The organism is Microbacterium sp. C448 (assembly GCF_000582705.2).
Lineage (GTDB): Bacteria > Actinomycetota > Actinomycetes > Actinomycetales > Microbacteriaceae > Microbacterium > Microbacterium lacus_A.
On the sequence record NZ_HG779592.1, the window covers coordinates 1 to 24,340 of the forward strand.

Annotated in this window: 24 protein-coding genes and 1 pseudogene; 12 read left to right on the forward strand and 13 right to left on the reverse strand. The window is 68.2% G+C overall.

Translation table 11 applies throughout. The features are described from left to right. Window positions 1-352 (reverse strand): ATP-binding cassette domain-containing protein (locus MIC448_RS00970; RefSeq protein WP_036294682.1); only part of this gene is annotated, 352 nt, incomplete at its 3' end. A gap of 60 nt (window positions 353-412) precedes the next feature. Further along, window positions 413-1,486: an alkene reductase gene (locus MIC448_RS00975; RefSeq protein WP_036294684.1), complete on the reverse strand. Its 1,074-nt coding sequence runs from the start codon at window positions 1,484-1,486 to the stop codon at window positions 413-415. A 153-nt stretch (window positions 1,487-1,639) separates the two neighbouring features. On the opposite strand from MIC448_RS00975, the gene uvrA reads away from it, so the two are divergent. After that, entirely contained in the window at window positions 1,640-4,087 is a 2,448-nt protein-coding gene (uvrA, locus tag MIC448_RS00980) for an excinuclease ABC subunit UvrA (RefSeq protein ID WP_036294685.1), read from the forward strand. 21 nt (window positions 4,088-4,108) lie between these two features. Here uvrA and MIC448_RS00985 read toward each other — a convergent pair whose 3' ends face one another. From MIC448_RS00985 to MIC448_RS01005, 6 genes and pseudogenes are all read right to left on the reverse strand, one after another. Further along, on the reverse strand, window positions 4,109-4,693 hold the full coding sequence (locus MIC448_RS00985; protein WP_036294687.1) for an alpha/beta fold hydrolase: 585 nt from the start codon (window positions 4,691-4,693) through the stop codon (window positions 4,109-4,111). A gap of 95 nt (window positions 4,694-4,788) precedes the next feature. Then, window positions 4,789-5,277, reverse strand: a complete 489-nt coding sequence (locus MIC448_RS16635; protein ID WP_081766096.1) for a PLD nuclease N-terminal domain-containing protein — start codon at window positions 5,275-5,277, stop codon at window positions 4,789-4,791. After that, window positions 5,201-6,591: pseudogene (locus tag MIC448_RS00990) on the reverse strand (DUF2252 domain-containing protein). Before MIC448_RS00990 ends, MIC448_RS16635 begins: the two are co-directional and overlap by 77 nt. Before the next feature lie 110 nt (window positions 6,592-6,701). After that, on the reverse strand, window positions 6,702-7,055 hold the full coding sequence (locus MIC448_RS00995) for a DUF1801 domain-containing protein (RefSeq protein WP_036294690.1): 354 nt from the start codon (window positions 7,053-7,055) through the stop codon (window positions 6,702-6,704). A gap of 211 nt (window positions 7,056-7,266) precedes the next feature. Next, the gene (ychF, locus tag MIC448_RS01000) at window positions 7,267-8,340 is read right to left on the reverse strand and encodes a redox-regulated ATPase YchF (RefSeq protein WP_036294718.1); all 1,074 of its coding nucleotides are present in this window, start codon (window positions 8,338-8,340) and stop codon (window positions 7,267-7,269) included. 51 nt (window positions 8,341-8,391) lie between these two features. Next, window positions 8,392-9,144 (reverse strand): class I SAM-dependent methyltransferase, encoded by a 753-nt coding sequence (locus tag MIC448_RS01005; protein ID WP_036294692.1) that lies wholly within the window; start codon window positions 9,142-9,144, stop codon window positions 8,392-8,394. Window positions 9,145-9,399: 255 nt separating this feature from the next. Here MIC448_RS01005 and MIC448_RS01010 point away from each other — a divergent pair, with 255 nt between their 5' ends. Further along, window positions 9,400-10,035 carry a 3'-5' exonuclease gene (locus MIC448_RS01010; protein ID WP_036294694.1) on the forward strand — a complete coding sequence of 212 codons (636 nt, stop codon included), beginning with the start codon at window positions 9,400-9,402 and terminating at the stop codon, window positions 10,033-10,035. A gap of 88 nt (window positions 10,036-10,123) precedes the next feature. Continuing rightward, window positions 10,124-11,422, forward strand: a complete 1,299-nt coding sequence (locus MIC448_RS01015) for a DNA recombination protein RmuC (RefSeq protein ID WP_036294696.1) — start codon at window positions 10,124-10,126, stop codon at window positions 11,420-11,422. Here MIC448_RS01015 and MIC448_RS01020 read toward each other — a convergent pair. Both MIC448_RS01020 and glpX read right to left on the reverse strand, forming a co-directional pair. After that, window positions 11,400-11,687: a hypothetical protein gene (locus MIC448_RS01020; protein ID WP_081766097.1), complete on the reverse strand. Its 288-nt coding sequence runs from the start codon at window positions 11,685-11,687 to the stop codon at window positions 11,400-11,402. The two genes, MIC448_RS01015 and MIC448_RS01020, sit on opposite strands and share 23 nt — an antisense overlap. Before the next feature lie 186 nt (window positions 11,688-11,873). Then, on the reverse strand, window positions 11,874-12,863 hold the full coding sequence (gene glpX / locus MIC448_RS01025) for a class II fructose-bisphosphatase (RefSeq protein ID WP_036294698.1): 990 nt from the start codon (window positions 12,861-12,863) through the stop codon (window positions 11,874-11,876). A 249-nt stretch (window positions 12,864-13,112) separates the two neighbouring features. Between glpX and fbaA the strand changes: the two genes are divergently transcribed. Both fbaA and MIC448_RS01035 read left to right on the forward strand, forming a co-directional pair. Then, the gene (fbaA, locus tag MIC448_RS01030) at window positions 13,113-14,141 is read left to right on the forward strand and encodes a class II fructose-bisphosphate aldolase (RefSeq protein ID WP_036294699.1); all 1,029 of its coding nucleotides are present in this window, start codon (window positions 13,113-13,115) and stop codon (window positions 14,139-14,141) included. A 195-nt stretch (window positions 14,142-14,336) separates the two neighbouring features. Then, window positions 14,337-15,152, forward strand: coding sequence for a CoA ester lyase (locus MIC448_RS01035; RefSeq protein WP_051512866.1), 816 nt, complete (start codon window positions 14,337-14,339; stop codon window positions 15,150-15,152). A gap of 32 nt (window positions 15,153-15,184) precedes the next feature. Here the strand turns inward: MIC448_RS01035 and MIC448_RS01040 are convergent, their stop codons facing one another. From MIC448_RS01040 to MIC448_RS01050, 3 genes are all read right to left on the reverse strand, one after another. After that, window positions 15,185-15,736, reverse strand: a complete 552-nt coding sequence (locus tag MIC448_RS01040) for an MOSC domain-containing protein (RefSeq protein ID WP_036294701.1) — start codon at window positions 15,734-15,736, stop codon at window positions 15,185-15,187. A gap of 194 nt (window positions 15,737-15,930) precedes the next feature. Next, complete coding sequence (locus MIC448_RS01045) at window positions 15,931-16,554, reverse strand: DUF6264 family protein (protein WP_036294703.1); 624 nt, start codon at window positions 16,552-16,554, stop codon at window positions 15,931-15,933. Then, complete coding sequence (locus MIC448_RS01050) at window positions 16,551-17,594, reverse strand: 4-hydroxy-3-methylbut-2-enyl diphosphate reductase (protein WP_051512868.1); 1,044 nt, start codon at window positions 17,592-17,594, stop codon at window positions 16,551-16,553. The genes MIC448_RS01045 and MIC448_RS01050 overlap by 4 nt, the downstream gene beginning before the upstream one ends. Window positions 17,595-17,663: 69 nt before the next feature. Here MIC448_RS01050 and xseA point away from each other — a divergent pair, with 69 nt between their 5' ends. Genes xseA through MIC448_RS01085 form a run of 7 tightly spaced genes read left to right on the forward strand, consistent with a single transcriptional unit; the run spans window position 17,664 to window position 24,195 of the window. Next, on the forward strand, window positions 17,664-18,965 hold the full coding sequence (gene xseA / locus MIC448_RS01055) for an exodeoxyribonuclease VII large subunit (protein WP_081766098.1): 1,302 nt from the start codon (window positions 17,664-17,666) through the stop codon (window positions 18,963-18,965). 22 nt (window positions 18,966-18,987) lie between these two features. Then, window positions 18,988-19,227 carry an exodeoxyribonuclease VII small subunit gene (locus MIC448_RS01060; RefSeq protein WP_036294707.1) on the forward strand — a complete coding sequence of 80 codons (240 nt, stop codon included), beginning with the start codon at window positions 18,988-18,990 and terminating at the stop codon, window positions 19,225-19,227. Then, window positions 19,224-19,889 (forward strand): DUF4245 family protein, encoded by a 666-nt coding sequence (locus tag MIC448_RS01065; protein ID WP_036294709.1) that lies wholly within the window; start codon window positions 19,224-19,226, stop codon window positions 19,887-19,889. Before MIC448_RS01060 ends, MIC448_RS01065 begins: the two co-directional genes overlap by 4 nt. Then, window positions 19,886-20,542, forward strand: coding sequence for a carbonic anhydrase (locus tag MIC448_RS01070; protein ID WP_036294710.1), 657 nt, complete (start codon window positions 19,886-19,888; stop codon window positions 20,540-20,542). Before MIC448_RS01065 ends, MIC448_RS01070 begins: the two co-directional genes overlap by 4 nt. Before the next feature lie 20 nt (window positions 20,543-20,562). Next, window positions 20,563-21,981 carry an aspartate ammonia-lyase gene (locus MIC448_RS01075; RefSeq protein ID WP_081766099.1) on the forward strand — a complete coding sequence of 473 codons (1,419 nt, stop codon included), beginning with the start codon at window positions 20,563-20,565 and terminating at the stop codon, window positions 21,979-21,981. A 52-nt stretch (window positions 21,982-22,033) separates the two neighbouring features. Next, complete coding sequence (locus tag MIC448_RS01080) at window positions 22,034-23,542, forward strand: cell wall metabolism sensor histidine kinase WalK (RefSeq protein ID WP_036294712.1); 1,509 nt, start codon at window positions 22,034-22,036, stop codon at window positions 23,540-23,542. Next, window positions 23,539-24,195, forward strand: a complete 657-nt coding sequence (locus MIC448_RS01085; RefSeq protein ID WP_036294715.1) for a response regulator transcription factor — start codon at window positions 23,539-23,541, stop codon at window positions 24,193-24,195. The genes MIC448_RS01080 and MIC448_RS01085 overlap by 4 nt, the downstream gene beginning before the upstream one ends. Window positions 24,196-24,340: the final 145 nt, after the last annotated feature.

Genomic DNA, 24,340 nt, shown 5'->3' on the forward strand with positions numbered 1-24,340 from the left:
GCCACCCGATTCTGACCCGCGCACCTAGAGCGGATGCCGCGGCATCCATCGCCGCCGTCGCCTGCGCGCACCCCGTGCGGCGGCCGATGTACTCGGCTATCGTCTCGCCCTCGACCCGCTCGTGCTCCTGCGGCAGCCAGCCGACGAAAGCGTCGGCTGGTGCCAGCGAGACCGTACCGGCCTGCGGCTCGTCGATTCCCGCGAGCAACCGCAGGAGGGTGGATTTGCCGGCGCCGTTCGCTCCGACGACACCGACCACATCACCCGGGGCGACGGTGAGGTCGAGATTGTCGAAGAGCGTGCGGTGGCCGTATCCGCCGGCGAGTCCGCGCGCGACGAGAGTTGCGGTCATGGATTGATTTTCGCATTCCGATGGGGCACCCCGTCACGGGCAGCACCCCACGAGTTGCCCTTACGCGGACAGGCGCGGGTAGTCCGTGTAGCCCTCGGCGCCCAGGCCGTAGAACGTCGCCGGGTTCGGCTCGTTCTCGGGGTGACCACCCTGCCACCGCTCGACGAGGTCGGGGTTCGCGATGGCCAACCGTCCGACGGCGACCGCATCGGCCGATCCGTTCGCAACGAAGTCGATCGCCTCGTCCTTCGTCGTGAGCTTGCCGAAGCCACTGTTGGCGATGAAGGTGCCGCCGAAGTCCCCGCGCAGCGCCTGCACGAGGTCACCGGCAGGCTCTGCGTGAAGAACACTCAGGTATGCCAGGCCGAGCGGCGCGAGACCCGCCACAACGGCCTCATACGTGGCCTTCACATCGTCGGCATCCGTCTCGAATGCGTCCTGGATGTTGTGGGCTGGCGACAGTCGGATGCCTACCCGTCCCGCGCCGACGGCATCCGCGATCGCACTCGTCACCTCGACGACGAACTTCGCGCGCGCCTCGGGCGACCCGCCGTATGCGTCTGTGCGCTGGTTCGACGCCGGCGAGAGGAACTCGTGCAGCAGGTAGCCGTTGGCGCCGTGCACCTCGACGCCATCCATCCCTGCGTCAATCGCCCGAACCGCGGCGGCGACGATCTCATCCCGAACCTGCGCGAGTTCGTCAATCGTCAGCGCGTGCGGCACGGGGTACGGCTTCTTGCCCAGCGGTGTGCGCACATCCCCGGCGATAGCGATCGCGCTGGGTGCGACGATGCGCGGGGTCCCTGTGATGTCGGTGTGCGAGACGCGGCCACCGTGCATGACCTGCATTACGATCACGCCGCCCTCGGCGTGCACGGCATCGGCGACGGCGCGCCACCCCGCGACCTGCTCGTCGGTGACGATTCCGGGCTGGCCCGGGTATGCGCGCGACTCCGCGGTCGGGTACACACCCTCGGTGATGATCATTCCGAGTCCCGCTCGCTGCGCGTAGTGCTCGGCGACGAGAGCTCCCGGTACGCCTTCGGCGCCGGATCGCGTCCGCGTGAGCGGCGCCATGACGACACGGTTGGGAAGAGTCAGGTCACCGACGGTCAGCGGGGAGAACAAATTCACGGATGGAGCCCTTCGACAAGAAGTCGGGCCACGATGTGCGACCCGACCTGACCGGCAACGAGGCGTCCGGCCGTGGTATTCCCCGGGCTGTGCGCTTTACGCCCATGACGCAACCCCCAGCGCCGGTGAGCGCACCCGCGTACCGTCGAGGACATGACACGGGACGATCTGGACGGCTGGGTGCGGGTGCGCGGCGCGCGCGAGCACAATTTGAAGAATGTCGAGATCGACATCCCCCGCGATTGCATGGTGGTCTTCACCGGCGTCTCGGGTTCGGGCAAGTCCTCGCTGGCGTTCGGCACGCTGTATGCCGAGGCTCAGCGGCGCTACTTCGAATCCGTCGCCCCTTACGCTCGCCGGTTGCTCAACCAGGTCGGCGCCCCGGACGTGGACGAGATCTCTGGACTCCCGCCCGCCGTCGCCCTGCAGCAGCGCCGGGGCGCGCCGAGCTCGCGCTCCACGGTCGGTACGATCACCACGCTGTCCAACCTGGTCCGCATGCTCTACTCCCGGGCGGGAACGTACCCCGCCGGGGCGTCGCACCTCTCCGCCGAGGCGTTCTCACCGAACACGGCGTCGGGCGCGTGTCCCCGCTGCCACGGCCTGGGAACGGTGCACGACGTCACGGAAGAACTCTTGGTTCCCGACGACACCCTCAGCATCCGCGACGGCGCGATCGCCGCCTGGCCCGGGGCCTGGCAGGGCGCGAACCTGCGCAGCATCGTGCGGGGGCTGGACATCGACATCCACAAGCCGTGGCGCAAGCTGCCGCGCAAGGATCGCGATTGGCTGCTGTACACCGACGAACAGCCATCCGTCTTGATCGAACCCGAAGAGGGCCGCGTCGACCACGGCTACTACGGCAAGTTCTGGAGCGCGCGGGCGCACGTCATGCACGTGCTCGGGCAGTCGCAGAGCGAGCGGATGCGTGAGAAGGCGATGCGCTTCGTCCGCAGTATGCCGTGCCCGGAATGTGGGGGCAGCGGGCTGCGTCCCGACGCGCGAGCGGTGACATTCAACGGGCACTCGATCGGCGAGATGAACGCGATTCCGTTCGCCGAGCTCGCGACAGAGCTGCGAGAGGGAGCGGATGCCGCAGCATCCGCGGGCGATGGCGAAGCCGCGGATCGCATCGCGACCGATGTCATCTCGCGCGTCGAGGTACTGCTCGACCTCGGTCTCGGGTACCTGAGCCTCGGCCGCAACTCCACCACGCTCTCGCCCGGCGAGGCACAGCGGCTGCGGATCGCGACGCAGTTGCGCTCCGGGCTCTTCGGCGTGGTCTATGTGCTTGACGAGCCGTCCGCGGGTCTGCACCCCGCCGACGCGCAGCCGCTGCTGCGGGTCTTGGAGCGACTCAAGGACTCCGGAAACTCGCTCTTCGTCGTCGAACACGACCTCGACGTCATCCGGCGCGCCGACTGGGTGGTCGACATCGGACCCGCGCCAGGCGAGGCCGGCGGACACGTCGTCTACTCCGGCCCGGTCGAGGGACTCCGTGAGGTCGAGGCATCCGTCACCGGTCGCTACCTGTTCCGGGCGGCGTCGCCGGAGGAGCGCACGCCCCGCACACCGCACGGCTGGCTGCATCTGCGTGGCGTCACCCGCCACAATCTGCGCGACGCATCCGCCGACATCCCCCTCGGAGTCATGACCGCCGTCACAGGCGTCTCGGGTTCGGGTAAGTCCACGCTCGTGACGCAGGTGCTCGCCCAGGTGGTGCGCGATCGCCTCGGATCGGAGCCAGAGGATCCCGACGATTCCACGTTCGATGTCGACATCGAGGCGGTCTCGGGTGCCGAGGCATTCGATCGGCTGGTGGTCGTCGACCAACGCCCGATCGGACGGACCCCGCGATCGAACCTCGCGACATACACGGGCATGTTCGATGTCGTCCGCAAGATCTTCGCCGCGACGGACGAGGCCCGATCGCGTGGCTACAGCGCGGGCCGATTCTCGTTCAACGTCGCGGGTGGGCGGTGCGAGACGTGTCAGGGCGAGGGTTTCGTCTCGGTCGAGCTGATGTTCCTGCCCGGCACATACGCGCCCTGCCACACCTGCCACGGCGCGCGCTACAACGCCGAGACGCTCGAGGTGACGTATCGCGATAGGTCGATCGCGGATGTTCTGGGCATGACCGTGGCGGATGCCGCGGAGTTCTTCTCCGACTCAGCGCCCGCCTCGCGCAGCCTCGAGATGCTCCGCCAGGTCGGCCTGGGCTATCTGCGCCTCGGTCAGCCCGCGACCGAGCTCAGCGGTGGCGAGGCGCAACGCATCAAGCTCGCGACCGAGCTGCAGCGCGCGCACCGCGGCCACGCTCTCTACTTGCTCGACGAGCCGACCTCCGGTTTGCACCCGGCCGACGTCGAGCTGCTGCTCGATCAGCTGCAGCAGCTGGTGGATGCGGGTAACTCGGTCGTGCTCGTCGAACACGACCAGTCGGCGATCACCGCGAGCGACTGGGTCATCGACATGGGACCGGGCGGCGGCGATGCGGGCGGGACGGTTGTCGCGACCGGCACACCCCGGGACCTCGCGCGGGGCGACGGCGCGACGGCGACGCACCTGGCGGAATGGTTAGCGCGGGCAGACGAGGCCTGACCGCGGCCTGGTTGGGCCGGTCTAGTCCCAGTCGAGGTAGTCCTCGATGGCCCACGAGGTCGCGCCGACGTGAGTGGTGGGGAACAGGTGTCCGCCGCCCTCGATCGGGACGACACTCACGAGACCCGGAGCGGACGCCTGCAACGCCTCGCCGTTGGCCGGGGGCGTCACATCATCCTCGGTGCCCTGAACGACGAGAACAGGCAGTCCGTCGGCCAGCGGCGGCGCGACATCCGCCGCCTCGACGCCGAGCAGCAGGACCCCGTTCACCCGAGCGTGGTGGTCGAGCGAAACCCGACGCGCGACGGAACCGCCGAACGCGTGACCGCCGACCCAGGCGTCCTCAATACCGAGGTGGTCCATGACGTCGACGACGTCCTGGGCGAGATCACGAGCCGTGCCACCCACGGCATCCGTCTTCTCCGCTGAATCGCTGAGGCCGATCCGGACGACGCGGAAGTCCTCCTGCGCCACCGAGTGAGCGAGCGAGCCGAGTGCGTCAATGTCCGACCCGCGATCGGCGACCAGCACGAGGGCCGGGCCCTCTCCTTCGGCGGCGAAGGGAATCGCGCGTCCGTCGGGTTCGAAGATCTGGATCTCGGTCATCGTCGTGGCTCCTCTGTTTCCAGCTACCCAGGGTATCGCCGAGCGCGACGACGAACCGCCAGCTGGGTGGCCCGAGTCTCCGTCGTTTGTCCGCGTCAGCGCTGGTGACGGATGCCGAAGAGGTAGTACGCGGCGGGGCCGATCCAGTTGACCAGGATCACCGGAATCCACACCGGCTTGGGGCCGACGACCTCGTCCGCGTCCCGCCGGGCGAGGTCCCAGAACGCCAGGAACGCGAACACCACCTGCAGGACGCCCACGACGGCGAGGCCCACCTTGGCGCCTGCCGAGACCGCCTTGACCTCTGCGACGACCTTGACACCTTGGGCGAGAACCTCTTTGACCTTGGTTGTGTCGAGCTTGGCGTTGTTGGTCTTGGCCATGTCGATTTTGGCCATGTCGATCTCCTTCGATGGCGCGGTTCGCGGGGGTGGGTTCCACCGTAGTCCGGGAATCGTGTAATCAGACGGTTCCGTTGGCGAAGCGGACCGCTCCGGCCCTCCCGGCTCAGACGCCGGTCTCGGCCGGGAGGCGTCCGGATGCAACCGCTTGACGCAGCAGCTCGAAGTCGGCCTCGGCGACATCGGCGTAGGCGGCCGACCATGCCGCCGTCGCCTCGGCGAACTCGTCTGATCGGCCGAGGTAGCCCACGATCGCGGCCGAGGCGGGCGACTGCCCGTGCGCCCGAGCCAGGAGTGCCGCGCACAGCGCGCTGTATGAGCGGAATTGATCGGCGTTGAGCGTGGCCGGGTCGATCGACCCTTCATGTCGCGGAACTGCCGCCAGTAGTAGTCCACCCGATAGCGGTCCGCGGCGTCACCGGCCCAGCCGCGCATCCATCCGACGAACAGGTCGGAGTTCGCCTGCAGGATCCGCTGGGCGGCGACGACGCGGTGACCCTCGATGAAGTCCGTCAAGCTCGGGCGACCCGGGATGAGCGACCGCCGACCCCCATACGTCGACAGGACCGACGGCGGGGCCTCCTTGGCCTGAAGGAACAGGATGTCGCCGGTGGGACCCTCGACGGCGATCAGGTAGCAGCGTGTGCCGACGCTGCCAACACCGACGACCCGCAGGGCGAAGTCGACCACACGGTACTGCTCCAGCAGGAAAGCGATGTCTTCGCGCAAGGTCGCGCGGTATTGGGTGAACAGGTCGGTGACCTCGCCCAGGGTCGCGTGGTCGACGTGGCGCAGGACGGGAGGTTGATCGACGATGCGGATGCCGCCGTCGATCGAGATCGTCGTCAGGCGCTGCAGGAGCCGCTCCGACGTGCGGGCGCGGGCCTTCTTCGCCGCTTTGCGGACCGTCTGCTCGCCTTCCTCCCCGAAGTGACGCGCGACCGAAGACATATCGACCCGGGTGTAGTAGCGCTCCCGCGTCGACAGGCGGCAGTAGTCCCGCAACGTCGAGCGGTATGCATCGGCCGCCGCGAAGGCCGCGGCGCGGCATGCGTCCTCGCTCAAGCCGATGTCGCGACCGCCGACGTGCACGCTCGCGGTGAGCCGGCGCACGTCCCATTCCCAGGGCGCGACGCCGCCCTCGTCGAAGTCGTTGAGGTCGAAGACGAGAGCGCGCTCGGGCGAGGCAAAAAAACCGAAGTTCGAGATGTGCGCGTCGCCGCAGGAGACGACCTCGAGATCGGTGGTGGGCGCACTGCGCAGGTCCGCCGCCATGACCGCCGCCGTACCCCGGTAGAACGCGAACGGCGATTGCAGCATCCGTCCCACCCGCACCGGCACGAGATCCTTCAGCCTCGACGCGTGCTGTTCTTCGAGAATCGCGAAGGGATCCCGGTCGGCGGGAAGGACCAGCTTGGCCAATTCTCGCCGCGGCAGACGCTTGCGCAACCGGCGCCCGGCTTCGTACGCGGATGACCGTCGCTCGACGTTTCCCATGTCGCAGGCTACCGCGTGACGGCGCGCGACGGGGGGGGGTCACATCACCGGTTGCCACCCGCCCGACGCGCGAGCCGCTCAGAGCGAGCCGAGGCGATTCTTGTCCACGCTCAGTCGGCGACCGAACGGACGATCTCGACGATGCGCTTCTCCGTGGCCTCGTCAACGTCCTCGAAGTACCACGCCGCCGGCATCAAATTCCCGTCGTGGCCGCCTGCGGCGCGAAAGGGCACCTTCTCCGTCAGGGCGAGATTCAACCGCTCGTCGTTGCGAAGCGTCACAAGCGCGGGCGCGCTGGCCGACGTCGCGTAGGCGGGCATCCCGTACCAGATCCGCGGCTTCAGGTCGGGGGCTGCGGTCACGATGATGCTGTGCACGCGTTGCATCACCGATCGCCGCGGCTCTTCCACGCTCGCGATCTTGTCCATCACGTTCTTCAGGTTTTTTTCGTCCTTCGACGACATGTCATGTCCTCTCGTCGGCCGATGCCTGGCATCGGCAGAATGAAGTCGGCGCATCTTCGCGCCGCACCCCATTCGGACATGTCCTGATGTGATCAGGCCTCTCCGCAATGATTCACGTGACTCTTCACGTGGAAGTGCAATCGGTGGCATGCCACCGCGATTAGGGTAGCGAATATGGCGACGGATTTCATCGTCAGCTCCGCTGTCTTGGTCAGTTGTTGAAGCGGAACTCCACGACGTCGCCGTCCTGCATGACGTAGTCCTTGCCCTCGAGCCGCGCCTTGCCCTTCGCACGGGCCTCGAGCACCGACCCCGTCGCAACCAGGTCATCGAACGAGATGACCTCGGCCTTGATGAAGCCCTTCTCGAAGTCCGTGTGGATGACGCCGGCGGCCTGCGGTGCCTTCCAGCCCTTGCCGATCGTCCAGGCGCGCGACTCCTTCGGACCCGCTGTCAGGTACGTCTGCAGGCCGAGCGTGTCGAAGCCGATGCGCGCGAGCTGGTCGATGCCCGACTCGTCCTGACCCGTAGATGCCAGCAGCTCGGCGGCGTCCTCGGGGTCGAGGCCGATCAGCTCGGACTCGATCTTCGCGTCGAGGAACACGGCACGGGCAGGCGCTACCAGGGCGGCGAGCTCGGCGAGCCGTGCGGCATCCGTCAGCACCGCTTCGTCGACGTTGAAGACGTAGATGTAGGGCTTGGATGTCATCAGGCCGAGCTCTTTGATCGCCGCGAGGTCGAGGCCCGAGTGGCTCAGCAACACGCCGCGCTCGAGGGCATCCTTCGCCGCGATTGCCGCCTCGAGCACCGAGGGGTCGGCCTTCTTGCCCTTGACCTCTTTCTCGAGACGCGGAATCGCCTTCTCGAGGGTCTGCAGGTCGGCCAGCATCAGCTCGGCGTTGATCGTCTCGAGGTCGTTCTTCGGGTTGACCGCGCCCTCGACGTGCACGACATCGTCGTCGGTGAATCCGCGGACGACCTGTGCGATCGCATCCGCCTCACGGATGTTCGCGAGGAACTGGTTGCCCAAACCCTCCCCTTCGCTCGCACCGCGGACGATACCGGCGATGTCAACGAACGAGACCGTCGCGGGCAGGATCCGCTCGCTACCGAAGATCTCGGCGAGCTTCGTCAGACGCGGGTCGGGCAGGTTCACGACCCCGACGTTCGGCTCGATCGTCGCGAACGGATAGTTCGCCGCGAGCACGTCGTTCTGGGTCAGTGCGTTGAAGAGGGTGGACTTGCCGACGTTGGGCAGGCCGACGATGCCGATAGTGAGAGCCACGGGCATCGAGTCTACGGCGGCGGGCCGGACGAATCCTCCGGGCCCGTGCGCTCAGCCGCGTATGACGGCCCGGAAGGCGTGCGTCACGTACGGCATGTCGATCGAGCCGTCGGCTTCGGGGGACGGATGCTGCGCCACATGATCGGCCACCTCGCGCTCGATGCGCGCACGGTCCTCGGGCTCTGCCGTGATGACGTAGCTGCGTGAGCGGACCATATCGAGCACGGCCTGGGGAGACATCCGCCGCGTCCACGTCCACTCGCGGCGCTCGAGGGTCTCGAACGGCTCGGCCACGCGCGGGCCCCCGTCCGCGATGAGCTGCTCGGCGTTGCTGCCGTGCATGATCTCGGTCAGGCGCGCCACCCACGGCACGTTCTCGTCGCGGATGTTCCACACCAGCCCGAGTACGCCGCCGGGCGCGAGCACGCGCCCGATCTCGCGCGACCCGGCGTCGGGATCGACCCAATGCCAGGCCTGGCCCAGAACGACCGCGTCGACGGATGCGTCGGGCAGAGGCATCCGTTCCGCCTGTCCCTCGACGGTCCGCACGTCGGGGAGCCCGGCGCGCAGCTGGTCGAGCATCGCGGGGTCGGGGTCGACGGCGACCACCTCGGCCCCTCCCGCGAGCACGGCGCGCGTGAGCTTGCCCGTGCCTGCACCCACGTCGGCGACGCGCAGCGGGGAACGAGCGACGACGGGCTCGAGCAACCACTCGACCGCCGCCGCGGGGTACTCGGGGCGACCTGCCTCGTATATTGCGGCGGCACGCCCGAACGACGTCGACATCTGCTCGCGATCGCTCATGCGCCGAGCCTACGTCGGGCGTCCGAAGCGCGACCCCCGCCGGACTCGCCGGGGTCGGCGGTAAATCTGAAAGGAATATCGCCTGCCGCGGTAGCCGTATCGACCCTCAGGCGGCCTATCGCGCTCAATATTCCTTTCAGATTTACGCCGAAACCCATCAGCCACGTCAAGCCAGATCGCGCGACACGCCGGGCCTCCTCGCCGACCCCGGCGCGCCTCCGCCTCCCGCGGCTCCGGCCGCGCGAGGGTGGGGTCGTGCCCCTGGATTTCACCGCCATCGACTTCGAGACGGCGAATTCCAGCCCCGCGTCCGCGTGCGCCGTCGGTTTGGTCCGGGTCCGCGCCGGCCGGGTGGTCGCGAAGGCCGGGTGGTTGATCCGCCCACCCGCGGGCCACGACGAGTTCAATCCGTTCAACACGCGCATCCACGGCATCCGGGTCGAGGATGTTGCGGGCGCGGCCGAGTGGACGCACCAACTCGACGCCCTCTGCGCATTCGCCGGCGCCGACGTGCTCGTCGCTCACAACGCCGGGTTCGACATGAACGTGCTGCGCCGAGCCTGCGCCGCCACGGGCGACGACTGCCCGCCCTACCGTTACCTCTGCACGCTGCAGCTCGCCCGCAAGTCGTACGTGCTCGACTCGTACCGGCTGCCGGTGGCCGCGGCTGAAGCCGGGTTTGCCGACTTCGCACACCACAACGCGACGGCGGACGCCGAAGCGTGCGCGCACATCGTCATCGACACCGCGCGACGGCACGGAGTGACGGATGTCTCGCACCTGGCCGAACTCGCGGGCATCAAGGTGGGTCGGCTCGAGCCATCGGCGCCGGCGCCCGTCTCGGCTGGCCCGACCTTCGCCCCGATGGCGCTCGAGGCCGCCGTCGCCTGAGGCCGTCGCCTGACGGGTTCGTCCGATCCGCGAGCACGAGGCGCGCGGCGCTCCGGGCGATGTCGCACCCCCCTGCGACCATGGGCGCATGGACATCTTGATCCTTCTCGGACTGCTCGCGGCGCTCGTCGTCGGCGCTCTCGTCGGCTGGCTCGCGCGGGGTGCTCGTGCGCAGACCGACATGGCCGCACTCCGCGCCCGCACGACCGGAGCCGAGTCCCTCGTCGCGGGGTTGCGCGAGCAGCTCCAGCTTCAGCGCGGCGCCGATGCCGAGCGGGCCGAACGAGAGCGGCGCGACCAGGCCGTGTTGCGCGCCCTCGCGCCCGTGCAGGAGTCGCTCGATCGGATGCAGCGGCAGGTCGTCGACCTCGAACGAGAGCGCGGCGCTCAGTACGGGGCCATCTCGGCTCAGCTGCGTCAATCCTTGGAGTCCGACGAGCAGCTGCGGCGCACCACCGAGTCGCTCGCCGGCGCCCTGCGCTCGAACGGCACACGGGGCGTCTGGGGCGAGACGGCGCTTCGCCGCGTGGTCGAGGCGGCCGGACTCACGCGTCACGTCGACTTCACGATCCAGACCTCGGTGACGACGGATGCCGGAACCGGCCGGCCGGACATGGTCATCCGACTGCCCGGCGGCGCGTCGGTGCCCGTCGACGCGAAGGTTCCGCTCGATGCGTACCTCGAGGCATCCGCGATCCCCGCCACCGCGACCGGCGAGCAGGCCGAGCGTCGCCAGGCCCTCCTGCAGCGGCATGTACGAGCCGTTCGTGCACACGTGGACGCCCTCGCGAAGAAGGCGTATTGGACGGGTGTCGAGTCGAGCCCGGAGTTCGTGATCTGTTTCATCCCGAACGAATCGCTGCTCGCCACCGCGCTCGACGAAGACCCGACCCTGCTCGACTACGCCTTCTCCCGACGGGTCGCGCTGGCGTCCCCGGTGAATCTCTGGGCCGTGCTCAAGACGGTCGCATTCTCGTGGACGCAACAGGATGTCTCGGCCGAGGCCAAGCGGCTGTTCGAGCTCGGATCGACCCTGTACCAGCGGCTCGGCGCCCTCGCCGGGCATGCCGACTCGCTCCGTCGCGCGATCGAGCGCACGGTCGAGAGCTACAACCGCTTCGCGGGTTCGCTCGAGACGCGCGTGCTGGCGACCGCGCGTCAGTTCCCGGGCATTGACGACACCCGGCTGCTACCCGAGGCGACCTCGATCACCACGACGCCCCGGTCATTGACCGCGGCAGAACTGCTGGATTCTGTCGAAGACGACGAATCGGATGCCGCCGATCGCTCCGTAGACGACAGCGAAGACACCGGCACCCACACGCCGGTCGCAGTCGCCGACGTCGGAGAGTTGCGAGATCGGCTTACGATCCCCCGCCAGGAATGAGGCTCATGAGGGCGACAACGGTGCCCGAAATGACGACGAATGCGCCGACGAGCCACCAAGCGCTGACCTCGTGGCCCTCTTCTCGACGTACGCGCAGCAACACGTCCTGGCGACGGGCGGGGTCGATCGCATCGGCGACGACGGCCTGGGCACCGGTCTGCGGGTGAGCAGCGGTCGACGCAAAACCCGGTGCTGAGCCGGGAACTGCCGTCGAATTGGGCGCCGCTGGGGAGCCCTGAACTGCCGTGAAACCCTGTGCAGTCATGCAAAACCGTCCCGTGTGTGCTGTGGATGGACCACCGTCAACGCTGACTGGCACGCCCTATTCTGCCAGACCGATCCGAGAACGGGCTGGCACCGCGGACCACGCGAGCCGTCTCGGTCATAGCCGCGTGCGGCTGAGGGTCACAGCCGCGTGCGGCTGAGGGTCACAGCCACGTGCGGCTGAGGGTCACAGCCACTTGGACGTGAGGTGCTCCGAAGTGATGCGCCGAAGGGTTCCGGAACGGCCGCGCAGAACGACACTCTCGCTGTAGATGAAGTCGCCCTCGCGCCGCACACCCGCCACCAATTGACCGTCGGTGACGCCGGTCGCCACGAAGATCGTGTTGTCTCCCGTGACCAGCTCGTCGGCCTCATAGACGTATCCGTCCGTCTTGAGCCCGGCATCCGCGCCCTTCTGCTTTTCAACGTCATCGCGCGGCCACAACCGACCCTGGATGTGTCCGCCGAGCGCCTTGATAGCACATGCCGTCACGATGCCCTCCGGGCTGCCGCCAACACCGACACACATGTCGGTGCGGGCATTGTGACGCGCCGCGTTGATCCCGCCCGCGACATCGCCGTCGGACATCAGGCGTGTTCCGGCGCCGGCCGCACGGATGTCCGCGATGAGCTGTTCGTGTCGGGGCCGGTTCAGCACCGACACCACCATCTCGTCGATGGGCTTGCCCAACGCTTTCGAGAGCAGGCGGATGTTCTCACCGATCGGCAGTCGGATGTCGACCACACCCACGCCCGCGGGCCCCGTCACCAGCTTGTCCATATAGAACACCGACGATGCGTCGAGCATCGTGCCGCGGTCCGACACCGCGATGACCGAGAGCGCGTTCTGCCGCCCGGCCGCCGTCAGCGACGTCCCGTCGATCGGATCGACGGCTACGTCGCATTGCGGGCCGCGCCCGTTGCCGACCTTCTCGCCGTTGAACAGCATGGGCGCTTCGTCTTTCTCACCCTCGCCGATCACGATGACGCCGTCGAAGTTCACCGTCGTGAAGAAGGCTCGCATCGCGTCAACGGCAGCGGCGTCCGCGGCGAGTTTGTCCCCGCGGCCGATAAACGGCACCGCTCGAATGGAGGCCGCCTCCGTCGCGCGAACGAGTTCGAGGGCGAGATTTCGATCGGGATGAAGGGGGCTCATGTCGCCGGTGATGCTGACCATGTCGCCAGCCTAACGACGGGGTCCCGGAATTCGCCGGGCTTTCCTGGCCTCCCGCGCGAAGGAATCGCGCTTCTTTACCGTCGCGCAAGCCGCGCAGGCGAGCGCTCGTTGATCGCGTCCGTCCGGGGGCGCTGCACCAACCGATCCATGGCGCCGTCTCCGGGGTCGAGAGGCGGGCTTCGCTAGAGTGAATACGCACCCTCCCGATCTGTGAGAGCCGCACCCTCCCGATTCCTAAGGAGCACCTCGATGCCCGTCGCCACCCCCGAGCAGTACGCCGACATGCTGGATCGAGCCAAGGCTGGAGGCTTCGCCTATCCCGCCATCAATGTCTCGAGTTCGCAGACGATCAACTCCGTCCTGCAGGGCCTGACCGAAGCAGGGTCCGACGGCATCCTTCAGGTCACCACGGGCGGCGCCGACTACTTCGCCGGCCAGACCGTCAAGGCCCGCGCCACGGGTGCGCTCGCGTTCGCCCGTTTCGTCCACGAGGTGGCGAAGAGCTACCCGATCACGGTCGCCCTGCACACCGACCACTGCCCGAAGGAAGCCCTCCCCGGCTTCGTGCTCCCGCTCATCGAGGCCTCCGAAGAAGAAGTCAAGGCCGGACGCAACCCGATCTTCCAGTCGCACATGTGGGACGGATCGGCCGTGCCGCTCGACGAGAACATCGAGATCGCGGCAGAACTCCTCCCCCGCATGAAGAACATCAACGCGATCCTCGAGGTCGAGATCGGTGTTGTCGGCGGCGAAGAAGACGGCGTCCAGCACGAGGGGTCCAACGAGGCCCTGTACACGACCGTCGCCGATGTGACCAAGGCCGTCGAGGCCCTCGGCCTCGGCGAGAACGGCCGCTACATCGCCGCCCTCACCTTCGGCAACGTGCACGGCGTCTACAAGCCCGGCAACGTCAAGCTCCGTCCCGAGCTGCTCGGCGAGATCCAGGCCGGCATCGCCGCCAAGTTCGGCACCGGACCCAAGCCCCTCGACCTCGTCTTCCACGGCGGATCGGGCTCGACGTCGGAAGAAATCGCCCTCGCGGTCTCGAACGGCGTGATCAAGATGAACATCGACACCGACACCCAGTACGCGTTCACGCGCTCGGTCGCGGGCTTCATGTTCAGCAACTACGACGGCGTCCTCAAGATCGACGGCGAGGTCGGAAACAAAAAGGCCTACGACCCCCGTGCCTGGGGCAAGGTCGCCGAGTCCGGCATGGCCGCGCGTGTTGTCGAGGCAACGCAGCAGCTCGGTTCCGCGGGCAAGTCGCAGGGCTGATCCCCCGCATCTGAACGACCGGATGCCTCGGGGCCGACTCCTCACGAGGATCGGGGCCGGGGCATCCGTCGTTCCACGACGTCCGCGACCGAAATGACCAGAACCTCCGGCCCGGTCCTCGACGCAGCATGATCTAACGTGCGTCGCCGCCGTGTCGGGGCACGCCCGCCCCTTTCGACGATGAGACAGGACGACATGATCGGCACCGCATCGCACCCCTCCCCGCGCCTGAGAGTGCCCGCAGACCTCGCCCGCTCGTGGATGCTGCGCTCACCTCTCGGAGTGCTCGACATCACCGCCTGCGATGCGCTCGTGATCGACCTGGAGGACGGCCTTCCCGTATCGCGCAAAGACGAGGGGCGCGATGCCGCGGCGGCGTTCCTCGACCACTCCCCCGCGTGGGTGCGCATCAACGCGCACGGTACCGAGCATTGGGAAGCCGATCTGGCGATGGCGGCGGCCGCGCCCGGCCTCGCGGGTGTCATGCTCGCCGTGACCGAATCGGCAACGCAGATCGACGCGACCGCCGCCCTGCTTCCCAGAGGCACACGCATCGTGGCGCTCATCGAATCAGCCGTGGGGCTCGAGCGTTGCTCGTCGATCGCCGCCCACCCGTCGACGTTCCGCCTGGCTTTCGGCACCGGCGACTTCCGCCGCGACACCGGTATGGCGGACGACCAGCTCGTGCTGTCGTGGCCACGCGCACGGCTCGTCGTCGCGAGCGCGGCCGCGGGCATTCCCGCGCCGATCGACGGGCCCACCGCGGGAGACCCAGCCGCCGTCCTCGCCGCAGCGCGCCACGCCTCCGACATGGGTATGACAGGCAAGCTCCTGCTGCGTGACGAGCATGCCGCGGTCATCGACGAGGGCCTCTCGCCCTCCCCTCAGGCGATCCGTGAAGCGCTCGACCTGCTCGCGCAGACACCCGTCGAATCGGCGGACGGATCGTATGCGCCGGCCATCGCTCGCGCGCAGCGAGTCGTCGACCGCGCCGCGGCGTTCGGCCTCTAGTCCCGCCCCGTCGAATCGTCGACCCCGACCGCTCAGGCCGGTGCGCGGTACCCGTCGAGCAGTCCCGGCGCGCCCTCCGGCGCTGCGACCACCTCGATCTCATCGCCCGGCCGCACAACACCCGAACGCACGACACGAAGGTACGGCCCGAGGCGGCGCTCCCCGGAGAAACGTTTGACCCATCCGCGCTCGTCAGATCCGCCGAGCCAGCGGGCGAAGGTCTGGCACGGCGTGCGTGGCATCGTCACTTCGAGCACCAGCGTGTCTCCGATGCGCCAGCGCTCACCGATGCGCGCCGTATTGACGTCGAGGCCCTCGACCCGCAGATTTTCACCGAACCAGCCGGGCGGCAGCTCGCGGCCGAGCTCACGCTCCCAGTACGCCGCGTCCTCTTGGGCGTACGCGTAGACGGCCTTGTCGAGTCCGCCGTGGTGCTTGCGGTTGGCCTGCACGTCGCCGCGGACGCCGTAGGGGCCGACCTTCGCGCCGCGCGCGACCGGGCGCTTGTCGATAGCGGTCACGCCCGCGGTGCCCGCTTCGGGTCGCAGCTGATGGACGACGCAGACGGCAAGCACGCGAGGCATCCGCCCATCGTAAGGAAACCAATCCACCGCATGTCCCACTTTTCAGCAATACGGCGCCCTCAAACCGAGCCAAACTGGGACACGCCTCCGAGCCATGTCCCACTATTGCGCTGTATGCCGCCCCCTTGCCGAGAGAAATTGGGACACACACCCCGGAAAGTGGGACATCGAGGCGCCGAGGCGGCTCGAGCGGATCAGCCGACCGAACCGACCAGCGCGTTCCAGATCGTCGGATCGCTGAACAGCGGCACCATCAGCAGCACGCTCGCGGTGAGGGTGAAAACGACCCCTCCGACGAGGGGAATCCACCAGGTGATGCGCCCGCGTCGCAGGTTCAACCACGTCAGCGTGGCGGTCAGGAGCCACCCGAGCCCGAGCACGAACGCGGCGGCGAGACCCCATCCGCGACCCCCGCCGCTGAATTCTGCGTCGACACCCATGATGTCCAGCAGCGTGTTCGCGTAGGTGGAGTACTCGGTGAAGGCCGGGATGGACGTCAGAACGTTGAAGAGCCCGTAGCCGAGCAGCGCGAACGTGGCGATGCGATCGACCGTGCGCGGGCGTCGAACGGGACGCGCGGGACCGGATGCCTCCGGCACCACGGGCGCGGGAGCGCCCGGCTGCAGCGCCGGGGGTGTCGTCGATGCCGAACCGTACGGCGGAGCGGGCGGAACAGGCGCCGCCGGGGCGTCCAGCGACTGACCGGACGACAGCGCATGCGTGGCATCCGGCTGCTGGATACGCGCCCGCTGCTCTTCGGGCGTGGCGTACTCGCCGTATTCGGGGCGTGCCGGCCGGTCGGGCGCTGCGCCCGTCACGCGGTGGTCCCCCGGCCGCCGAGCGCGCGCTCGTCGCGCTGGCCCGACGAATCGTGGCGGAGCTCCTTGGGGAGCGAGAAGATCAGGTCTTCTTCGGCCGTCTTCACCTGCTCGACATCGCGGTAGCCGGCGGTCGCCAGGTCGGCGAGCACCTGGTCTACGAGGACTTCGGGAACGGATGCTCCGCTCGTGACGCCGACGGTCTCCACACCGTCGAACCATTCCTGACGCATCTCGTCGGCATAGTCGACGCGATACGCGGCCTTCGCGCCGTATTCGAGGGCGACCTCGACAAGGCGAACGCTGTTGGAGGAGTTGGCCGAACCGACCACGATGACAAGATCTGCGCCGCGCGCGACCTTCTTGATCGCGACCTGACGGTTCTGGGTGGCGTAGCAGATGTCGTCCGAGGGCGGATCCTGCAGTTGCGGGAATCGGGTGCGGAGGCGCCGGACCGTTTCCATCGTCTCGTCGACCGACAGGGTCGTCTGCGACAGCCACACGACCTTGGACGGGTCACGTACCTCGATCGTGTCGGCTTCTTCGGGTGAACCGACGAGCGTCACGTGGTCGGGAGCCTCGCCAGCGGTGCCCTCGACCTCTTCGTGACCCTCGTGACCGATCAGCAGGATTTCAAAGTCGTCGCGGGCGAAGCGCACGGCCTCGCGGTGCACCTTCGTGACGAGGGGGCACGTGGCGTCGATCGCCTGCAGTCCGCGGTCGGCCGCGGCCGACACGACGGCGGGCGAAACCCCGTGCGCGCTGAAGACGATGTGGGCGCCGGGCGGAACCTCATCGACCTCGTCGACGAAGATCGCTCCGGCCGCCTCGAGCTCGGTGACGACGTGGACGTTGTGGACGATCTGCTTGCGCACGTACACCGGGGCGCCGAAACGCTCGAGAGCCTTCTCGACGGCGATGACCGCCCTATCCACACCCGCGCAGTATCCACGGGGCGCAGCCAGCAGCACCCTCTTGTGTCCGTTGACCGGGATATCCTGAAGACGCCCTGCGCGGCCCGGTACTCGGGGCAGGGGCATGCGGACGACGGGGGTGCTCACTCCTCGATTCTACGGGGGCCTAGCTGCGCCCCGGCCGGGAGGACCCAGATGACGGATGCTTCGACACCGCTCAGCACGAGCGCTTCGACAGCCCTGAGCGGGACGGGCCCGGCATTCGCCCCTCCGGGCGGAACGGTGCACCCGCGCGACTCGAGCCCCGATCATCCGTGCTCCGTCTCGGCCCTGGGCACGGTCGTCCGCGACTATGTCGCGAAGCTCGGTTCGCCCTGGATCGAAGGCGAAGTGACCGAGTGGAACGTCCGGAACGTCGGTACCTTCGCTCGCCTGCGCGACCTCGAGGGCGATGCCGTCATCTCGCTCACGATCTGGTCGCGCGTGCGCGACCGACTGCCGAAAGACATCAAGCCGGGCGATCACATCGTCGTCTGCGCCAAACCCGAATATCGCGTCAAGTCGGGCGATTTGTCGTACACCGTCTCGTCCGCCCGGCACGTCGGTCTCGGCGACTTGCTCGAAAACCTCGAGCGCCTGCGCTCGAAGCTTCGCGCCGAGGGACTGTTCGATCCCGGCCGCAAACGTCGCCTGCCGTTCCTGCCCCATCTGGTGGGACTCATCACGGCGAAGAATTCGGATGCCGAGAAGGACGTGCTGCGAAACGCCGAACTGCGCTGGCCGCACGTGAGCTTCCGCGTCGAACACGCCACCGTGCAGGGCGACCAGTGCGTCCCGTCCGTCCTCGCGGCGCTCCGCAAACTCGATGACGATCCGGCGGTCGACGTCATCGTGATCGCGCGCGGCGGCGGCGACTTCCAGGACCTCCTCGGTTTCAGCGACGAGCGCCTGCTGCGTGCGGTGGCCGAAGCGCGCACGCCGGTCGTGAGCGCAATCGGGCACGACGCCGATCGACCGCTGCTCGACGAGGTAGCGGACTTGCGAGCATCCACCCCAACCGACGCGGCGAAGCGCATCGTCCCCGACGTCGCCGAGCAACTCGCCATCGTGCGCCAGGTGCGCGGTCGCCTGGCCGCTCGCGTCGCCCAGAAGTTGCAGCATGAGAGCGTGCACCTCGAGCAGCTGCGCTCGCGTCCGGTGCTCAGGCAACCCGAACGGATGCTTCAGGATCGGGCGTCCTCGATCGAGCAGCATCTCGCGCGGGGGCGCGCGGCGACAACCCGGGCACTCGCCCGCGGCACGACGGACGTGGCCGAGCTGCGCGCCGGGCTCCGCGCGCTGAGCCCGCAGCACACCCTCGATCGCGGTTACGCGATCGTCGAGGTCGCCGGCGAGATCGTCCGAGACGCGGCGAGTGCGCCGCAGGGCGCCGAGGCCCGCGTGACCGTCGCCCGCGGACGGTTCGCCGCCACCTCTCTCGGCGAGGTAGAGCCGTGATCGCGCGCCGTAGGATGGACGTATGACCGAGCAGGGAGCCGATATCAGCGCGCTCTCTTTCGAGCAGGCACGTGACGAGCTACAACAGGTCGTCGCCCGCCTCGAACAGGGCTCGGCAACGCTCGAAGAGTCGCTGAGGCTGTGGGAGCGCGGCGAAGCGCTCGCCCGCCGGTGCGAGGACTGGCTGCTCGGCGCGAAGCAGCGTCTGGACGCCGCCTCCGCATCCACCGATGCGCCCGCAGCCGGCGGTGACGCGGGATGACGCCGGAGCGCAATCCGCAGCGTGTGGTCGCCGAGCTCGGCCGGCCCGAAACGCCCGACGAGACCGCGGCACGCAAGGCGGAGTCGTCGCGGGTCTACCGGTCGAGCCAGACGTTTCGCAACCTGATCGCGGCGATCATCGTCACCGTCGTCGTCGTCTTCATCGTCATCTTCGGCGTTCCGCGAGGCGAACTGCCCGAGCGGGAGAGTATCGACCCGGCTCCGATTGCCGAGCAGGCGTCGGAAAGCCTGGGCCGGAGCGTCATCGTCCCCGCCGTTCCGTCCGACTGGCGCGTCAACATCGCCGAGTTGTCATCGGACGGCGGGTCATCGGACGGGGGGTCATCGTCTTGGTCGATCGCCTACGTGCCCGACGATGAGGGCTTCATCCGGTTCGCGCAGGCTTTCGACACGGACGAACTATGGGCACGCAGCGCCCTCGCCGGTACCGCACCCACGGAGACACTGCAGATCGAAGGCGTCGAGTGGGACGTCTTCGAACCGGCGGACCCCAGTCGCGCTGCGAACATCTCATATGCGCTCGGAACACAAGCGGGCGCCGATTACGTGCTGCTGTACGGCGCCGTCAGCCCCGAACAGGCCGCCGAACTGGCGACGATCGTGGCTTCAGATGTCAAGGAACTCCAGGGAGCTAGTCGATGAGCGATACCCCGACGCCCGCACGCGCCTGGGCCGAGATGCTGCGCGGCAACGCGCGTTTTGTTGCCGGCGAGCCTCGGCATCCCCGTCAAGACGTCGAACGCCGCCACCAGACCGCAGCCGCGCAAAAGCCCCGCGCCGCGCTGTTCGGCTGTTCGGACTCGCGCCTCGCGGCGGAGATCATCTTCGATAAGGGCCTCGGGGACCTGTTCGTGGTGCGAAACGCGGGCCAGGTCATCTCGGATTCGGTCGTCGGCAGCCTCGAATACGCCGTCGCCGTTCTGGAGGTGCCGCTGATCGTCGTGCTCGCCCATGACGAGTGCGGCGCCGTGCGCGCCGCGATCGACAGCACGGGCGTGGACGCCCCGGCACTTCCCGCCCAGGTGTGGCGCCAGATCGCCCCGATCGTTCCCGCCGCGCGCCGCGTTCTCGCCGCCGGTGCCGCAGAGGGTGTGACCCCCGCGACGATCGACACCGAGGCCGTGGGACGCGAGCACCTGCGGGCCACTGTTACCGAGTTGCTGCGCACTTCTGAACTGATCAGCGAAGCCGTCGCCGAGGGCCGCTTGGCCATCGTGGGCGCGAATTACCGACTTGCCGAGGGCACGGCCGTGCCCGACGTCCTGCTGGGCGCCGCGATGGACGCGGACGCCTGAGACCCGGAGGAAACGAAGACGTGACTGATACCGCAGCCGGCACCGAAGCTGGCATCGAGTACCGCATCGAACACGACACGATGGGTGAGGTGCGGGTTCCCGCAGCCGCACTGTACGGCGCGCAGACGCAGCGCGCGGTGGAGAACTTCCCGATCTCGGGCGACAGCCTCGACCCGGCACAGCTGGTCGCTCTCGCGCGCATCAAGAAGGCGGCAGCGCTCGCGAACAAACAGCTCGGCACACTCGACGGTGCCATCGCCGACGCCATCGCGGGCGCCGCGGATGAGGTCATCGGCGGAGGAGCGGCCGATCAGTTCCCCATCGACGTGTACCAGACGGGCAGCGGCACGTCGACGAACATGAACATGAACGAGGTGCTCGCAACGCTTGCGACCCGCGCCCTCGGCTCGCCCGTGCACCCCAACGACCACGTGAACGCCTCGCAGTCCTCTAACGACGTCTTCCCGACCTCGGTGCACGTCGCGGTCACGGAGGAACTCCTGAACGACCTGATCCCGGCGCTCGACTACCTCGCCGTCGCGCTCGAGGCGAAGGCCGAACTGTGGAAGGGTGCGGTCAAGTCGGGCCGCACACACCTGATGGACGCCACGCCGGTCACCCTCGGACAGGAGTTCGGTGGCTACGCCCGTCAGATCCGTCTCGGGATCGAGCGCGTGCAGGCCGTCGTCCCCCACGTCGCCGAGGTTCCCCTCGGCGGCACCGCTGTCGGCACGGGCATCAACACGCCCGTCGGCTTCCCGCAGAAGGTCCTCGAGCTGCTCGTGACCGAGACCGGTCTGCCGATCACGGAGGCGGTCGACCACTTCGAGGCCCAGGCCAACCGCGATGCCCTGGTCGAAGCATCCGGAGCGCTCCGCACGATCGCGGTGTCGCTGACGAAGATCAACAACGACCTGCGCTGGATGGGCTCGGGACCCAACACGGGCCTCGGCGAGCTGCACATTCCCGATCTGCAGCCCGGCTCCTCGATCATGCCCGGCAAGGTCAATCCGGTGATCCCGGAGGCGACACTCATGGTCTGCGCGCGGGTCATCGGCAACGACGCGACGATCGCCTGGGCGGGCGCCTCGGGTGCTTTCGAGCTCAACGTCGCGATCCCCGTCATGGGCACGGCGCTGCTGGAATCCATCCGGCTTCTCGCGAACACGATGCGCGTGTTGGCGGACAAGACGATCGACGGCCTCGAGGCGAACCTCGACCGTGCCGCCGCGTTCGCCGGAATGTCGCCGTCGATTGTGACGCCCCTCAACAAGCTCATCGGATACGAGGCCGCGGCGAAGATCGCCAAGCACTCGGTCGCGAAGGGCATCACGGTTCGCGAGGCGGTCGTCGACCTCGGCTACGTGTCGCGCGGCGAGATCACGGAAGAGCAGCTGGACGAGAAGCTCGACCTGCTCTCCATGACCCACCCCGGATGAGAGCTTCCTTCCCTGTGCACACCGGAGTGCCGCGGGGCCGGATAATGAGCGCATGACACGCGAGCGGCGGCCGATTCCGGCGAGGGCGCTGATCGTCGGCGCCATCCTGGCCGTCGCGGCTCTGGGCCTCACCATCGTCGGTGGGGTGACATTCCTCGCGCAGAGAGATCGCACCCTCACCGACATCGATGAACGACTCATCTCGCAGATCGATGTGCTCGACCAGGTCGACGAGCTGCGCGTCGTGGTCGAAAGCGGTGCCGTCGCGAGCGCGCAGGACACCCCCGACAACTTCACCGACCTCGAGGCCTACCTGCGCGCCGCCGTCTCACGATTGATCCCCGGCCGAAACGAAGCATCCATCGCCGTCATCGACGGCAGGATCGCGTTCCGGAGCGCAAACACCCTCAGCCAGCAGATCGCCGACGACCCGGACTTCGTCGCCGAGGCCGTGGCGACCGCGAAGCCTGCCGATCAGGCCGTCATCGCCAGTGCGAGCATCGGCTCGACCGATCTGCGCTACATCGCCGTCCCGGTCAGCCAGCCGGGCGACGACCGGACCGGTGTCTACATCCGTGCCGTGGACGTCACGCGTGAACTCGAGCCCGTGACCCTGTCGCTCCTGACGTACACGGCCGCCGCGCTCGCCACGCTGGCCGCGATCGGCATCGTCGGATGGTTCGTCGCCGGACGCATCCTCTCCCCCATCCGCCGCATGCGCGAGACCGCCGATTCCATCACGCCGACCGACCTGCGAGCGCGCATCCCCGCCGACGGCAACGACGACATCTCCGACCTCAGCCGCACGGTCAACTCGATGCTGGACCGTCTCGAGGGGTCGATGGACAACCAGCGCCAGCTGCTCGATGACGTGCGCCACGAGCTCAAGACACCGATCACGATCGTGCGCGGACACCTCGAGATGATGGATGTCGCAAACCCGGCGGATGTCGCGAGCACCCGTGACATCGGCATTGCCGAGCTCGATCGCATGACACGCCTGGTCGAGGACATCGACCTGCTCTCGTCCGCCGAGGGCGACCAGTTCGAAATTTCGCTGGTCGATGTCCGCGAGCTGACGGAGCGGATGGGTGACCTCGTGGGAGGTTTCCCCGGACATAGCTGGAGCGTCGCGGGCATCGCCCGGGGCGTCATAGAGGGCGACTACGACCGCCTGCTGCAGGCCTGGCTCCAGCTCGCCGACAACGCCACGAAGTACACGCCGCAAGGCTCTCCGATCGAAATCGGCAGCACCCTCGACATCGACTCGGTGCATCTGTGGGTGCGGGATCACGGACCGGGCATCCCCCCGGCGGCCCGACGCAGGATCTTTCATCGCTTCGCGCGCGCAGATCACCGTACAGTGGGGGGATCGGGGTTGGGCCTGGCGATCGTCGATGCGATCGCGAAGGCACATCTGGGGACGTGCGCCGTTACTGACACCGATGGGGGCGGCGCGACTTTCACGATCACTCTGCCGATCACGCAGGGGCGCAGCGAGCTGCTGCCGTCTCCCGTTCGCGCCGGTGACGTGGTGTTGCAGAGGGAGGCAACGGGGTGACGCACATTCTGATCGCGGAGGACGAACCGCGCATTTCCGCATTCGTCAGTCGCGGGCTCGAGGCGGCCGGCTACACGACGACGATCGTCGAGAGCGGTGATTCGGCGCTCGAATTCGCCCTCGGCGGAGATGTCGACCTCGTCTTGCTCGACGTCGGACTCCCCGGCATGGACGGGTTCGAGGTCCTCCGTCACCTGCGCGGCCAGGGTGCGAACGTACCGGTCGTGATGCTGACGGCCCGCAGCAGCACCCGCGACACTGTCGATGGCCTGGATGCCGGGGCCAACGACTACGTCGCCAAGCCCTTCAAGTTCGACGAGCTCCTCGCCCGCGTACGCTCCCGGCTGCGCGAGAGCGTCAACACCGGTTCGATCGGCGTCGTTCACGGCGACATCAGCCTTGATCCGCTCACTCGTCGCGCGCGCGCCGGAGGGCGGGAGTTCGACCTGTCCGCTCGCGAGTTCGCCCTCGCCGAGCAGTTCCTGCGGCACCCGGGCCAGGTCCTCAGCCGCGAGCAGCTACTCAGCCGCGTGTGGGGGCTCGACTTCGATCCGGGCTCCAACGTCGTCGACGTGTACGTGCGGTATCTGCGCAGCAAGTTCGGCCCGGAGCACATCGCAACCGTGCGCGGCGCCGGCTACCGCTGGGAGTAGGGTTTCGGGCTCTCCACGATCGAAGCTGTAGCGGTTGTCGGGAATCGCGGGAGTCGAGCCAGGATCCCCGGAGGCGTTGAGCGAGCCACGGACGAGTCGGATCGACTACCCAGAACCGGTCGTTGAGCGAGCCGCAGGCGAGTCG

Bases quoted from the DNA above. Each gene is read 5' to 3' on its own strand.
- uvrA (WP_036294685.1), top strand. From the start codon at position 1,640: ATGACACGGGACGATCTGGACGGCTGGGTGCGGGTGCGCGGCGCGCGC.
- MIC448_RS00985 (WP_036294687.1), bottom strand. From the start codon at position 4,693: ATGACCGAGATCCAGATCTTCGAACCCGACGGACGCGCGATTCCCTTC.
- MIC448_RS16635 (WP_081766096.1), bottom strand. From the start codon at position 5,277: ATGTCGCCGAGGCCGACTTCGAGCTGCTGCGTCAAGCGGTTGCATCCG.
- MIC448_RS00995 (WP_036294690.1), bottom strand. From the start codon at position 7,055: ATGTCGTCGAAGGACGAAAAAAACCTGAAGAACGTGATGGACAAGATC.
- MIC448_RS01005 (WP_036294692.1), bottom strand. From the start codon at position 9,144: ATGAGCGATCGCGAGCAGATGTCGACGTCGTTCGGGCGTGCCGCCGCA.
- MIC448_RS01015 (WP_036294696.1), top strand. From the start codon at position 10,124: ATGGACATCTTGATCCTTCTCGGACTGCTCGCGGCGCTCGTCGTCGGC.
- MIC448_RS01020 (WP_081766097.1), bottom strand. From the start codon at position 11,687: ATGACTGCACAGGGTTTCACGGCAGTTCAGGGCTCCCCAGCGGCGCCC.
- glpX (WP_036294698.1), bottom strand. From the start codon at position 12,863: ATGGTCAGCATCACCGGCGACATGAGCCCCCTTCATCCCGATCGAAAT.
- fbaA (WP_036294699.1), top strand. From the start codon at position 13,113: ATGCCCGTCGCCACCCCCGAGCAGTACGCCGACATGCTGGATCGAGCC.
- MIC448_RS01035 (WP_051512866.1), top strand. From the start codon at position 14,337: ATGATCGGCACCGCATCGCACCCCTCCCCGCGCCTGAGAGTGCCCGCA.
- MIC448_RS01040 (WP_036294701.1), bottom strand. From the start codon at position 15,736: ATGCCTCGCGTGCTTGCCGTCTGCGTCGTCCATCAGCTGCGACCCGAA.
- MIC448_RS01050 (WP_051512868.1), bottom strand. From the start codon at position 17,594: ATGCCCCTGCCCCGAGTACCGGGCCGCGCAGGGCGTCTTCAGGATATC.
- xseA (WP_081766098.1), top strand. From the start codon at position 17,664: ATGACGGATGCTTCGACACCGCTCAGCACGAGCGCTTCGACAGCCCTG.
- MIC448_RS01060 (WP_036294707.1), top strand. From the start codon at position 18,988: ATGACCGAGCAGGGAGCCGATATCAGCGCGCTCTCTTTCGAGCAGGCA.
- MIC448_RS01065 (WP_036294709.1), top strand. From the start codon at position 19,224: ATGACGCCGGAGCGCAATCCGCAGCGTGTGGTCGCCGAGCTCGGCCGG.
- MIC448_RS01070 (WP_036294710.1), top strand. From the start codon at position 19,886: ATGAGCGATACCCCGACGCCCGCACGCGCCTGGGCCGAGATGCTGCGC.
- MIC448_RS01080 (WP_036294712.1), top strand. From the start codon at position 22,034: ATGACACGCGAGCGGCGGCCGATTCCGGCGAGGGCGCTGATCGTCGGC.